This window comes from Mycolicibacterium anyangense, assembly GCF_010731855.1.
In the GTDB taxonomy this organism is placed as follows: domain Bacteria; phylum Actinomycetota; class Actinomycetes; order Mycobacteriales; family Mycobacteriaceae; genus Mycobacterium; species Mycobacterium anyangense.
Genome location: NZ_AP022620.1, coordinates 2891526 through 2903952 on the forward strand (window position 1 = coordinate 2891526; position 12427 = coordinate 2903952).

A 12427-nucleotide genomic window follows, 5' to 3' on the forward strand; every position below is an offset into this window, starting at 1 on the left:
ACTACTGCCCGAAGCGGCGGTGCCGGCGGCTGTAATCGCGCAGCGCGCGCAGGAAGTCCACCCGCCGGAACGCCGGCCAGTGCGCCTCGGTGAACCACATCTCCGAATAGGCGCTCTGCCACAACAGGAATCCGGACAGTCGCTGCTCGCCGGAGGTCCGGATCACCAAATCGGGATCAGGCTGTCCCGAGGTGTACAGGTTCTCCGAGATGCCGTCGATGGTGACGGCCTCGATAAGCTGTTCGGCGGTGGCCCCGTTGGCCAGCTCCTTGCTCAGCAGCGAACGCACCGCGTCGACGATCTCCTGGCGCCCGCCGTAGCCGACGGCGACGTTGACGTGAAACGACGCCGGGGGTAACCCGGCGGTGCTGTCGACGGCCTCGCGGACCCGGCGGGCCGGCTCCTCCCCCAGCAGCTCGAGATCCCCGACTGTGCGGGCGCTCCACCTGTTCGTCGGCGCGCAGATCTCCTCGACGACATCGGTGATGATCTCGATCAGAGCGGCGAGCTCGTCGGGGTCACGCTGCAGGTTCTCGGTGGACAGCAGGTACACCGTGGCCATCTCGATGCCGGCATCGGCGCACCAGCGCAGCATCTCGGCGATCTTCTTGGCGCCCATCCGGTAGCCGTAGCTGACGTCGTCGTGACCAGCGTCACGAGCCCAGCGCCGGTTGCCGTCACACAGGACGGCGATATGCCGCGGTAGCTCGGACTTCGAGCGTCCGAGCTCTTGGCGTAGCCGCATCTCGTAGAGCCGGTAAGCCGGTTCTTTGAGGCGAGGCGGGATGATCTCCACGACAGACCAGACTACTGTGGGCATCACGTACCCCCGTGCGCAATGGAGGTGACATGACCACCGGAGTCGACACCGCCGATCCCCGCCGCTCCCAATCGTCAGACGCTGAGGATTTCCCCGAAGCCGTCGTCGACGCGGCCGTCGAGTTTCTCGGAAAACCCCGGCTACGCGGCTGGATTCACGTCTACTCCGCGGTGATCGCGGCGATTGCCGGTGCCGCCCTGGTCTCGGTGTCGTGGTCGGTGGGCTCCACCCGCGCCGGCATCGCGACCCTGATCTACACGCTGACGATCGTGGCGATGTTCACTGTCAGCGGCACCTATCACCGGGTGCACTGGACCTCACCGTCGGCGCGCAAGTGGATGAAGCGCCTGGATCATTCGATGATCTTCATCTTCATCGCCGGCAGCTACACGCCGTTCGCCATGCTGGCGCTGCCCGAGCGAAGCGGTGCCATCCTGCTCACCATCGTGTGGAGCGGCGCCCTGGCCGGTGTGCTGTTGAAGTGCTTCTGGCCGTCGGCCCCGCGCTGGGTCGGGGTTCCGCTCTATCTGCTGCTGGGCTGGGTCGCGGTGTGGTTCATCGTGCCGATCATGAACGGCGCGGGCGTGGCGGCCATGGTGCTGCTGATCGTCGGCGGCGCGCTGTACAGCATCGGCGGCGTGCTCTACGGACTGAAGTGGCCCAACCCGTGGCCGACGACGTTCGGCCATCACGAGTTCTTCCACGCCTGCACCGCGGTAGCGGCGATCTGCCACTACATCGCGATGTGGTTCGCGGTGTTCTGACGCCGCTAGGTCGTGATGTTCTCCGGGCCCCAGTAGGCCTTCATCGAGGCGATCTTGGCGTCGCCGTCGAACGTCATCACGCTGATGATGCTGATCTTCATGCCGTGGATGGCCAGCGTCCAGTAGAACGCCGCCTCGTGGCCGAGCACCCGAAGCGTCTCGACTTCGGTGTGGCCGTTGGCATTTTCGACCGCGGTGTAGAAGGCGCGGATGGCCTGGCGGCCGATGTGCACCTCGCCTCCCACCGGATCCTCGACGGTCGCGTCGGCGGCGTAGAGCGTCGCGATGTGGTCAGCGTCGCCCTTGGCGACGGACTCGAGATACTGGGTGACGGTCTGGGTGATCTGCTCGGCACTCGGCATGGCCGGAACGCTACACGGACACACCGAGCGCGCCGGCCAGATCCCTCTCAGTGGTCACCGGAAGATCGCACGTCCGGCCGCGGCACACGTACGCCGCATCCAATCCGCGCACCTGATCCCGCCCGGCCAGCAGCGGCGAGGAATCCATCGCGCCGCCGACCACGATCGCCCCGCCGGGGGCGATACGCCGCGCCACGGCCAGCAGCTCCGACGCCGGGTCCGGGGACGACACCGCGATCTGCAACGGGCCACGCACGGCCGACTCGGCCACGGCCAGCCAGTGTCCCGCCGAACGCGGCGCCCTGGCCAGCAGCGGCGAATGCGCCAGGAGCGTCTCGGCGGCGGCTTCGCCGTAGCGGGCCGCCCACTGCCCGTCGACGGTGTGCCCGATGGTGAGCAGCGCCTCGGCGATCAACGCTGCCCCTGACGGGGTGGCGCCATCGAGCGGATCGGCGGGCCGAACCATCAGGGCCTCGGCGTCGTCGGCGCTGTCGAACCAGCGGCCCGGGCGGTCCGGATCGGCGAAATGCCGCAGCGCAAGGCTGACCAGTTCCGCGGCCGTCGACAGCCACGACTGGTCACCCGTCAGCTGATAGAGCGTCAACAGACCCGTCGCCAGAGCGGCATGGTCTTCGAGGATCGCGGCGCTCTCACCGACCGTGCCGCCCAAGCTGGCCCGGCGCAGCCGGCCGTCGACGATGTGCAGGTCCACAATGCGCTCGGCGCAGCGCACCGCGGCATCCAGAAGAGTCGAATCGTCAAGGGCCACCGAGGCTTCGGCCAGTGCGGTGATCGCCAGCCCGTTCCATGCGGTGACGATCTTGTCGTCGCGCGGCGGCTGCACCCGCTCGGCGCGGGCAGCCAGCAGTGCCGCACGCACCCGCTCGAAGCGCTCGGTGTCATCGGGATCGGCCAGCAGCTGCAGCACCGAGCTGCCGTGCTCGAAGGTCCCTCCCGTGGTGACGTTGAAAACCTTTGCCGCCCAAACACCGTCATCATCGCCCAGCACCTCGTGCAGCTGTGCGTGGGTCCACACGTAGGTCGAACCTTCCGAACCCGCGGCGTCGGCATCCAGCGACGACGTGAACATGTCGCCCTCGGCGAGGTCGTTGATCAGAAAGGCCGCCGTCCCGGCGGCCACCCGGCGGGCCAGCGGATCACCGGTGCGCCGCGCCCAATGCGCATACGAACGCAGCAGCAGCGCATTGTCGTAGAGCATCTTCTCGAAGTGCGGCACCACCCAGTCGGCGTCCACGCTGTAGCGCGCGAAGCCGCCGGCCAGCTGGTCGTAGATACCGCCGCGCGCCATCGCCGTGGATGTCCGGGCCACCGCGGCCAGCGGCGCCGGCGAGCCGGTGCGCTCATGGCTGCGCAGCAGCGCCTCCAGCAGTGCCGACGGCGGGAACTTCGGCGCCCGCCCGAACCCACCGCGCTCGACGTCTTCGTCGCGCAGGATCGCCTCGACGGCGTGGTCGCACAGGGCGGCGGTGACCTCCGGACCGCCACCGGCCAGACCCGAGGCCATCCGCCGCAGCTCACCGGCAACCTGGTCGGACGCCTGCTCGACCTCATCGCGCTGGTTGCGCCACGTCTCGGCGACCGCCGCCAGCAGCTGCAGGAACTGCGGCTTGGGGTAATACGTGCCGCAGAAGAAGGGCCGGCCGTCGGGCGTCAGGAAACACGTCATCGGCCAGCCACCCTGGCCGGTCATCGCGACGGTGGCATTCATGTAGATCGCGTCGATGTCGGGGCGCTCTTCCCGGTCGACCTTGATGCAGACGAAGTCGGCGTTGCACGCCGCGGCCACCTGATCGTCCTCGAAGGACTCATGGGCCATCACGTGACACCAGTGGCAGGCGGCGTACCCGATCGACAGCAGGATCGGCACGTCGCGGCGGGCGGCTTCGTCCAGAGCGGCCTGCGTCCACTGTTGCCAGTGCACCGGGTTGTCGGCGTGCTGGCGCAGGTAGGGGCTGGTGGCCCCGGCCAGGGCGTTACCCGCTGGACTCACTCGCGGACTTCCCGGTCTCGGCGGCGGCCGACTCCTCGGCGGGGGCGTCCGTCGGCTCGGCCGGTTCGCCGTCGAAACTCTCGGGCAGCTTCTTGAGGTGCCGGTTCATCGACCACACCAGGATGAACACGCCGATCAGCAGCAGCACCACGACCAGCAGACCGATCGGGCTGGCCTTGCCGAAGTCCGGCCCGGAGTTCTTGGGCGGGTCGGCGAGCACCGACACCGCGGTGGTCAACAGGTCAATCACTCGAATATCTCGATTCCGGCGAACAGGTCATCTTCGGGCAGGTCGGCAGGTACCCGAGAGCGAGCCAATTCGAACTCCTCGGTGGGCCACAACCGCTGCTGCCACTCTATGGGTGTCGCAAAGAAGAAGCCGGTGGGGTCGATCTGGGTGGCGTGCGCCTTGAGCGCTTCGTCGCGCACTGCGAAGAAATCCGAGCATGGCACCCGGGTGGTGATCCGGCCGGCATGCACGTCGATCTCGGGGTCCCAGTTCTCCAGCCACTTGGCGAACGGTCCCTCCTGACCGTTCTTGGCGAACTCGTCCTGCAGCAGCTGCAGCCGCGCACGCAGGAAGCCGTGGTTGTAGTACAGCTTGCTGACACTCCACGGATCCCCGGCGTCGGGATGCAGTCGGTGATCAGCGGCCGCTTCGTAGGCAGCCACCGAAACCTGGTGGCAGCGAATGTGATCCGGGTGCGGATAGCCGCCGTTCTCGTCGTAGGTGGTCATCACGTGCGGGCGGAACTCACGGATCACCTTGACCAGTTCGGCCACTGGCTGCTCCAGCGGCACCTCGGCGAAGCAACCTTCCGGCAGCGGCGGTAGCGGGTCGCCCTCGGGCAGCCCGGAGTCGACGAACCCCAGCCACCGGTGTTCGACGCCCAGGATCTCCGCCGCCCTGGCCATCTCGTCACGCCGGATGTCGGCGATGCGGCCGTGCACCTCCGGCAGATCCATCGCCGGGTTGAGGATGTCGCCCCGTTCACCGCCGGTGAGCGTGACCACCAGGACCCGGTGCCCTTCGGCCGCGTAGCGCGCCAAGGTGGCCGCACCCTTGCTGGACTCGTCGTCCGGGTGGGCGTGAACGGCCATTAACCGCAGTTCGGTCACGTCTCCCTCGATCTGCTCTTGCTTACTGCTGCACCCTGCGTAGTGCTGCAACGTTCGCAGCACGTCCTATAGTCCAATAGTTCCATCCGCGGCTTGCATACCCGTAATCAAGCCCGCTGACGAGAGATGCACTCAACACGATGACCGACAGTCCCACCAAGCTCGAGTCGAGGTATGGCCGGCCGGGCCTGTCGGCGCCGACCCGGCGGCGGGTGGCGATCGCCCTCGGCGTGCTGGTGCTGATCCTGGGCGTGGTGCTCGCCGCCGTCGCCTACCAGCGTTTTGAGGGCAACGACGTCGAGGGCACGATGTCGGCTTATCAGGTGCTCGACGACCAGACGGTGTCGGTCACGATCAGCGTGAAGCGAAAGGACCCGTCGAGGCCCGCGCACTGCATCGTGCGGGTGCGGTCGCGCGACGGCTCCGAGACCGGCCGCCGGGAGATCCTGGTTCCGCCGTCTACGCAGAAGACCGTGCAGATCACCGCCGTTGTCAAGTCCTACAAGCCGCCCTACGTCGGTGATATCTACGGATGCGGCATGGATGTGCCGTCGTACCTGGTCACACCATAACTGGGCCTATGCCGCGGGCGTCGCACCGATGGCCTGCGGACGAACGTCGAACTGCGAAATCGTGAAGGCTGCTTGCCGCGTCGGTGGTAGACTCGGCGGATACACGGTTCCTGCTGGGAGCCGTGTATTGCTTCATTAGCGCGTTTATACGCAGCTCTTCGGAGGCAATACACGCGGCACCGTCCGCATGTTCCCGGCAGCGACAGACAGACTGCACCGCGGACGCCGCGGAACCAACACATGAGGAGCGCGACGAGATGCCCGATACCCAGGTGACCTGGCTGACCCAGGAGTCCTATGACCGGCTCAAGGATGAGCTCGATCAGCTGATCGCCAATCGTCCCGTCATCGCCGCCGAGATCAACGACCGGCGCGAGGAAGGCGATCTGCGCGAGAACGGTGGCTACCACGCCGCCCGTGAACAGCAGGGCCAGGAAGAGGCGCGGATCCGCCAGCTGCAGGAGCTGCTGACCACCGCCAAGGTCGGCGAGGCTCCCAAGGTGTCCGGTGTGGCGCTGCCCGGCTCGGTCGTGACGGTCTACTACGACGGCGACGAGTCCGACACCGAGACTTTCCTTATCGCCACCCGCCAGGAGGGCATCGACCACGACAAGCTCGAGGTCTACTCCCCCAACTCCCCGCTGGGTGCGGCCCTGCTCAACGCTAAGGTCGGCGAGACGCGGTCCTACACCGTGCCCAACGGCAACGTCGTCAAGGTGTCGCTGGTCAGCGCGGAGCCCTACCAGGCCTAGTCCGCCGACGCGTGGCACGCATCGCCGAAGATCTTCTACTCCTGCTGCTCGACAACGCGGCGGCCCAGCCTGCCGTCGAACGCGATGTTCTGCAGCGCGTGATGGCCGCCGCGGTCCTGTTGGATCTGGCCTACGAGTGCCGGGTTCGGCCTGCGCTGCCGCAGGAACCGGTGCCGCCGGACCGGCTCGTGGCATTGGCCGGTCCACCACCGCTGGACCCGGTGGTCCGTCCCGCGCTGGCGCTGTTGCTGCAGGCTCCGATCACACCGGCCGCGGCGATCGCGAAGCTGCGTAAACGGGCCGAGGACGACGTGCTCGACCAACTGCTGCGGACTGGACAGCTGCATCAGGTGCAGCTGTCCTCACATCGCTTCCGCCGCAACGAATATGCCTGGCCGATGGCCAACCGTGCTCGGGTGGACAGGGTGCGCGCAGCGCTGTTCGCAGCGCTGTTCGACGGCCACCGACCGGACCCGCAGACCGCAACCATCGTGACGCTGCTGCACACCGTCAAAGCGCTCGGTGTCCTGCTCTCACTCAATGAGCGGGGCTGGCAATGGGTTTCCGGTCGGGCCAGCGAAATCGCCAGCGGCACATGGGTGGACGACGCACAGATGGCCGACGTCAATCTCGCGGTGACGACGGCGGCGATCCGAACGGCCCTAGCCTAGGGCCTGCTCGAGGTCGCCGAGCAGGTCGGCCGGGTCCTCGATACCGACGGACAGGCGCACCAGATCCGCCGGCACCTCCAACTGGGATCCGGCCGTCGACGCGTGCGTCATGGCGCCTGGCAGCTCGATCAGCGACTCCACCCCGCCGAGAGATTCGGCGAGGATGAAAACCTCTGTGCGCGAGCACAACCGGCGCGCCGCCTCGATACCGCCGCGCATCCGCACCGACACCATGCCGCCGAACCCGCGCATCTGGCGGGCGGCCACCTGGTGGCCGGGATGGCTGGGCAGGCCCGGATAGAGCACCTGGGTCACCGCCGCGTGCCCGTCGAGGAACTCGGCCACCTTCGCGGCGTTCGCACTGTGCCGGCCCATCCGCAGTTCCAGGGTCTTCAGCCCACGCATCGTCAGGTAGGCGTCGAACGGGCCAGGCACACCGCCGGACCCGTTCTGCAGGAAGGCGAACTTGACGTCGAGCTCCTCGTCGTTGGTCACCAGCGCACCGCCGACCACGTCGGAGTGCCCGCCGATGTACTTGGTCGTCGAGTGCAGCACGATATCGGCGCCCAGCGACAGCGGTTGCTGCAAGGCAGGTGAAGCAAAGGTGTTGTCCACCAACACTTTCACCCCAGCCGCAGCGGCAATCTGGCTGATACCGGCGATGTCGGCGATCGACAACAGCGGGTTGGTTGGGGTCTCCACCCAGATCAGTCGGGTCCGGCTGGTGATCGCCGCGCGCACCGCGTCGAGGTCCGACAGCGGCACCGGGGTGTGCTCCACACCCCACTGGCTGAACACCTTGTCGATCAGCCGGAAGGTGCCGCCGTAGGCGTCGTCGGGGATCACCAGGTGATCGCCGGGGCGCAGTACGGCGCGTAGCGCACAGTCGGTGGCGGCCATCCCGGAACTGAACGCCCGCCCGAAGGTGCCGTCCTCGACGGCGGCCAGGACGGCCTCCAGTGCGGCGCGGGTGGGGTTGCCGGTCCGGGCGTATTCGAAGCCGCCGCGCAGTCCGCCGACGCCGTCCTGGGCGAAGGTGCTGCTGGCGTAGATCGGCGCGTTGACCGCGCCGGTCGCCGGGTCGGGCCGGTATCCGGCGTGGATGGCCTTGGTCGCGAACCCCTGCGCCCGGTGGCGGTCGGCGGCGCTACGCTGCTCACTCATTCTGACGAGCCTATCGGCATGAGAAAAGGCGCCCACCCTCGGAGTGAGCGCCTTTCCCCTCCAGTCTCAGATCGGCAGGCAGACCGTGGTCATGATCTTGTCGGCCAGCGTCTGACGCTTGGCGTCCCACAGCGGGAACAGGTACCCGATGTAGCAGATGATCGCGTCGACGATGTGCGCCAACTGCCGCACGATCGACAACCCGAATCCGATCGGCTGCCCGGTCTTCTCGCTGACCACCTTGAACTTGAGCACCGACTTGCCGATGCTCGAGCCGGTGGTGCCCTGCCGGTAGCCGTAGTTCCAGATCACGAATGCCAGTGCGGCCAGACCGAACACGAACGACAGCACCAGCCCCAGCGTCGACGGCTCCGACGTGCAGGCCACCCCGTAGCTGTTGTCGCCGCTGGTCGAGACGCAGTTGTTCTCACCCGTCGCGTACATCAGGCCCTGGCCCACGCCGGACAGGATGGCAACCGGGATGGCGTCGATGATGTAGGCCAGGACCCGGGTGATCCAGGAGGTGTAGGCCTCCTTGGGCAGCGCGCCCAGCGGTCCGGCACCCGGCGGCGGGTAGTTCCCGGGCGGCGGCGGGGGGTAGTTCCCCGGCGGGGGCGGCGGGTAATTGCCCGGCGGGGGCGGCGGGTAGTCGCCAGGAGGTGGAACTGTCATGGTGTCAATCCTTCTCTTACAGGGGTAGGCAGACCGTGGTCATGATCTTGTCGGCCAGCGTCTGGCGCTTGGCGTCCCACAGCGGGAACAGGTACCCGATGTAGCAGATGATGCCGTCGATGATGTGCGCCAACTGACGCACGATCGACAGCCCGAATCCGATCGGCTGCCCGGTCTTTTCGCTGACGACCTTGAACTTCATGATCGACTTGCCGATGCTCGAGCCGGTGGTGCCCTGCTTGTAGCCGTAGTTCCAGACCAGGTAGGCCAGGCCGATCAAGACGCTCAGGGTCGCGGCCACCACGCCCAGCGTGGAGGTACTGGCCGTGCAGTACGACCCGGTCGCGTAGTCAGAGCTGTCGGTGATGCACGCACTCTCCGTGGTGGAAGCCTCGATGCCGTACCCGATGCCCACGATGATGAAGTACGGGATGTAGTCGATGATCCACGCCACCACGCGGGTGAACCACGACGTGTAGGCGGCCTGCGGCAGCTGGCCGACGGGCTGTCCCGGCAGTGCCGGCGCACCGAATCCGGCGCCGGGAGGCGGCGGCGCGTACCCACCCTGCGGCGGCGGGGGCGGCGGGTAGCCGCCACCCGGCGGGGGCGGCGGTGGGTAACCACCCGGGGGCGGGTAGCTACCCTGCGGCGGCGGGAATCCGCCACCGGGCGGCGGCGGGAATCCACCCGGTGGCGGCGACGGTGGCGGGTAATTGCCGGGCGGCGGCCCAGGCGGTTGTTCGGTCATGACGCCTTCCAGCAGAGGAGTGAGCTGAGGTAAAGCGGCACACAATTTACCTGAGAACCTGCTGCGTATCGGTTCAAAGCGCAATGTTCACCTGCCCGATACACGGGCCGTGTCAGCGGCGCCGCGGGCCCTCCGAGAGGAACCCCAGGAGGTCGTGGCGGGTGATCACGCCGACCGGCTTGCCCTCTTCGACGACCATCAGCGCGTCCGAGTCGCGCAGCGACTTCGCCGCCGCGCTGACCAGTTCACCGCCGCCGATCAGCGGCAGCGGCGGCCCCATGTGCAGGGCCACCGCGTCGGCCAGTTTGGCGCGGCCCTCGAACACCGCGGACAGCAGGTCGCGCTCGGACACGCTGCCCGCGACTTCGCCTGCCATCACCGGCGGTTCGGCGCCGACGACGGGCATCTGGGACACCCCGTACTCCCGCAGGATGCCGATCGCGTCACGCACCGTCTCCGACGGGTGGGTGTGCACCAGATCGGGTAGTTCGCCGGACTTCCCGCGCAGCACGTCGGCGACGACGGGCTCGGGAACCGTCTCGTCCAGTGGTGTCCGCAGGAATCCGTAGGACGACATCCACGCGTCGTTGAAGATCTTGGACAGGTAGCCGCGCCCACCGTCGGGCAACAGCACCACCACGACCGCGTCCGGACCGGCATCCTTGGCCACCCTCAGTGCGGCCACCACCGCCATCCCGCACGAGCCGCCGACCAGCAGCGCCTCCTCGCGGGCCAGCCGCCGCGTCATGTCGAAGGAGTCGGCGTCGGACACGGCGATGATCTCGTCGGGCACCGTCGGGTCGTAAGCCGACGGCCAGAAATCCTCGCCAACGCCTTCGACCAGGTAAGGCCGCCCGGTACCGCCGGAGTACACCGAGCCCTCGGGGTCGGCGCCGATGATCTTCACCCGCCCGCCGGAGACCTCCTTGAGGTAGCGGCCGGTGCCGGTGATCGTGCCGCCAGTGCCCACGCCGGCCACGAAGTGGGTGATCTTGCCCTCGGTGTCGGCCCAGATCTCCGGGCCGGTGGTCTCGTAGTGGCTGGCCGGCCCGTTGGGGTTGGAGTACTGGTCGGGCTTCCAGGCGCCGTCGATCTCGCGGACCAGCCGGTCGGAGACGTTGTAGTAGCTGTCGGGGTGCTCCGGGGGTACCGCCGTCGGGCAGACGACCACCTCGGCACCGTAGGCCCGCAGGACGTTGCGCTTGTCCTCGCTGACCTTGTCCGGGCAAACAAATACGCACTTGTATCCGCGCCGCTGGGCCACCAGCGCCAGACCCACGCCGGTGTTGCCGGAGGTGGGTTCGACGATGGTCCCGCCGGGCTTGAGCGCTCCACTGGCTTCGGCGGCGTCGATCATCTTGACCGCGATGCGGTCCTTCGAGCTGGCTCCAGGATTGAGGTATTCGACCTTGGCCGCGACCAAACCCGACCCCTCGGGAACCACCGAGTTGAGTCGAACCAGCGGAGTGTTCCCGATCAGCTCGCTGATGTGCGGCGCGATACGCATGCCTACATGTTCTCAGGCGCCCAACGGGGTCCGCTCAGCCGGTGGCCTCCCGGATGTACTCACCGATCTGGCGCAGCGAGCGCGTGGCCTCCGGGATCAGCGGTGCGGCGAGCTGGAAGTCGTGGATCTGCCCCGGCCACACCCGCACCTCGGTCGGAACCCCCGCCGCGGCCAGCCGGCGGGCCGCCAGCCGGGCGTCGTGCAGCAGCACCTCCGAACCCGAGACGTGGATGAGCGTGCGGGGCAGCCCGGGCTCGATGTGTTCGAGCGGTTCGTAAGCGCCCTCGGGTTCACCGTCGACGACGTTCTTGGCCGCCGCCCGGGCCACCAACGCGACGAGCGCGTCAAAAGCCTTGGGCGGGAACATCGCATCGGTGTGGATGTTCGGGTGGTTGAGCTTGGGGCCGTGGTCGAGTTGCAGCAGCGGAGACAGGGCGACCAGCGCGGCCGGCTCCTCCCCCTCGGCCTGCAGGCGCTGCGCCAGCGCGAGCGACAGGTAGCCGCCCGCGGAGTCGCCGGCAAGCACGATCTGGTCGGGCTGGTAACCGCGCAGCCGGAGCCACTGGTAGGCGTCGTAGCAGTCGTCGAGGGCTTGGCCGATGGAGTGCTTGGGGATCAGGCGGTAGTCGACGACCAGCACCGGGGAATCGGCGAACTTCGACAGCGCAGTTGAAATCCGGCTGTGCGAATTGACGCCACATGTCAGGAACGCCCCGCCGTGCATGTAGAGCACGATGCGACGGCGACCGTCCGCGGGTAGCACACCCGGGGCGCGAACCAGTTGCGCCGAGGCGTTGGGCAGCCCGACGGTGGCGCGCACGGTGCCCGGGGTGGGCAGGATCGCGCGCGCGACGAAGTCGACGAGGCCGAACGGCCACGGCCAGTGCGGCACGTGACTCAGGACGGCCAGGGTGGGCCACATGGTCACCCGGGTGCCGACGGACACCAGGCGGGCGGCGATGCTGGGGCCGTCCTCGACGACCTCGACGGGTGCGCCATCGGAAACCGGGTATCGGCGCGGGCCGTGATGGGGCGAAGAGGCCCGGACCTTGCTGGGTGCGGTCATCGTCAAACACTCCCTACGCCGATGTAGATACGTGTCCCCGGGACCCGCCAGCGAACCCCGGTAACTTAGCTTGACAGCTGCATTAGATACAACAACTAACGATCTGATTTCTTACCTGAAGTGATACCTGTCCGTAATCGCGGGGCCACTGTCGCGACCGCTTCCGCGGGGTTGCGCGACCTAAACTGGCCGGGTGGAC

Annotated in this window: 14 protein-coding genes; 4 read left to right on the forward strand and 10 right to left on the reverse strand. The window is 67.9% G+C overall.

The annotated features are described in order from the left end of the window. Nucleotide 1 precedes the first annotated feature (1 nt). Entirely contained in the window at nucleotides 2–796 is a 795-nt protein-coding gene (locus tag G6N35_RS13450) for a (2Z,6E)-farnesyl diphosphate synthase (RefSeq protein WP_163804704.1), read from the reverse strand. Nucleotides 797–849: 53 nt separating this feature from the next. Between G6N35_RS13450 and trhA the strand changes: the two genes are divergently transcribed. Then, nucleotides 850–1584, forward strand: a complete 735-nt coding sequence (trhA, locus tag G6N35_RS13455; protein ID WP_163804705.1) for a PAQR family membrane homeostasis protein TrhA — start codon at nucleotides 850–852, stop codon at nucleotides 1582–1584. 5 nt (nucleotides 1585–1589) lie between these two features. Here trhA and G6N35_RS13460 read toward each other — a convergent pair whose 3' ends face one another. The 4 genes from G6N35_RS13460 to mca are packed head-to-tail and all read right to left on the reverse strand — an operon-like array spanning nucleotide 1590 to nucleotide 5076. Further along, nucleotides 1590–1946: an SgcJ/EcaC family oxidoreductase gene (locus G6N35_RS13460; RefSeq protein ID WP_163804706.1), complete on the reverse strand. Its 357-nt coding sequence runs from the start codon at nucleotides 1944–1946 to the stop codon at nucleotides 1590–1592. A 10-nt stretch (nucleotides 1947–1956) separates the two neighbouring features. Then, the gene (locus G6N35_RS13465; RefSeq protein ID WP_163804707.1) at nucleotides 1957–3957 is read right to left on the reverse strand and encodes a thioredoxin domain-containing protein; all 2001 of its coding nucleotides are present in this window, start codon (nucleotides 3955–3957) and stop codon (nucleotides 1957–1959) included. After that, nucleotides 3941–4207: a hypothetical protein gene (locus G6N35_RS13470; RefSeq protein WP_163804708.1), complete on the reverse strand. Its 267-nt coding sequence runs from the start codon at nucleotides 4205–4207 to the stop codon at nucleotides 3941–3943. The genes G6N35_RS13465 and G6N35_RS13470 overlap by 17 nt, the downstream gene beginning before the upstream one ends. Next, nucleotides 4204–5076 (reverse strand): mycothiol conjugate amidase Mca, encoded by an 873-nt coding sequence (gene mca / locus G6N35_RS13475; RefSeq protein ID WP_163804709.1) that lies wholly within the window; start codon nucleotides 5074–5076, stop codon nucleotides 4204–4206. Before mca ends, G6N35_RS13470 begins: the two co-directional genes overlap by 4 nt. A gap of 140 nt (nucleotides 5077–5216) precedes the next feature. On the opposite strand from mca, the gene G6N35_RS13480 reads away from it, so the two are divergent. The 3 genes from G6N35_RS13480 to G6N35_RS13490 all read left to right on the forward strand — a co-directional run bounded on the left by G6N35_RS13480 (nucleotide 5217) and on the right by G6N35_RS13490 (nucleotide 7071). Then, nucleotides 5217–5648 carry a DUF4307 domain-containing protein gene (locus G6N35_RS13480; RefSeq protein WP_163804710.1) on the forward strand — a complete coding sequence of 144 codons (432 nt, stop codon included), beginning with the start codon at nucleotides 5217–5219 and terminating at the stop codon, nucleotides 5646–5648. 257 nt (nucleotides 5649–5905) lie between these two features. After that, a complete protein-coding gene (greA, locus tag G6N35_RS13485; protein ID WP_163804711.1) occupies nucleotides 5906–6400 on the forward strand; it encodes a transcription elongation factor GreA in 495 nt (164 codons plus the stop codon). Between the two features lie 11 nt (nucleotides 6401–6411). Continuing rightward, on the forward strand, nucleotides 6412–7071 hold the full coding sequence (locus G6N35_RS13490; RefSeq protein WP_163804712.1) for a GOLPH3/VPS74 family protein: 660 nt from the start codon (nucleotides 6412–6414) through the stop codon (nucleotides 7069–7071). Here the strand turns inward: G6N35_RS13490 and G6N35_RS13495 are convergent. From G6N35_RS13495 to G6N35_RS13515, 5 genes are all read right to left on the reverse strand, one after another. Continuing rightward, nucleotides 7063–8235 (reverse strand): cystathionine gamma-synthase, encoded by a 1173-nt coding sequence (locus G6N35_RS13495; protein ID WP_163804713.1) that lies wholly within the window; start codon nucleotides 8233–8235, stop codon nucleotides 7063–7065. The genes G6N35_RS13490 and G6N35_RS13495 overlap by 9 nt on opposite strands. A gap of 66 nt (nucleotides 8236–8301) precedes the next feature. Beyond that, a complete protein-coding gene (locus tag G6N35_RS13500) occupies nucleotides 8302–8907 on the reverse strand; it encodes an Rv1078 family RDD domain-containing protein (RefSeq protein ID WP_163804714.1) in 606 nt (201 codons plus the stop codon). A gap of 16 nt (nucleotides 8908–8923) precedes the next feature. After that, nucleotides 8924–9655 carry an Rv1078 family RDD domain-containing protein gene (locus G6N35_RS13505; protein ID WP_163804715.1) on the reverse strand — a complete coding sequence of 244 codons (732 nt, stop codon included), beginning with the start codon at nucleotides 9653–9655 and terminating at the stop codon, nucleotides 8924–8926. 112 nt (nucleotides 9656–9767) lie between these two features. Continuing rightward, the gene (locus tag G6N35_RS13510; RefSeq protein ID WP_163804716.1) at nucleotides 9768–11162 is read right to left on the reverse strand and encodes a cystathionine beta-synthase; all 1395 of its coding nucleotides are present in this window, start codon (nucleotides 11160–11162) and stop codon (nucleotides 9768–9770) included. 34 nt (nucleotides 11163–11196) lie between these two features. Next, the gene (locus G6N35_RS13515) at nucleotides 11197–12228 is read right to left on the reverse strand and encodes an alpha/beta hydrolase (protein ID WP_163804717.1); all 1032 of its coding nucleotides are present in this window, start codon (nucleotides 12226–12228) and stop codon (nucleotides 11197–11199) included. Between the last annotated feature and the right edge of the window lie 199 nt (nucleotides 12229–12427).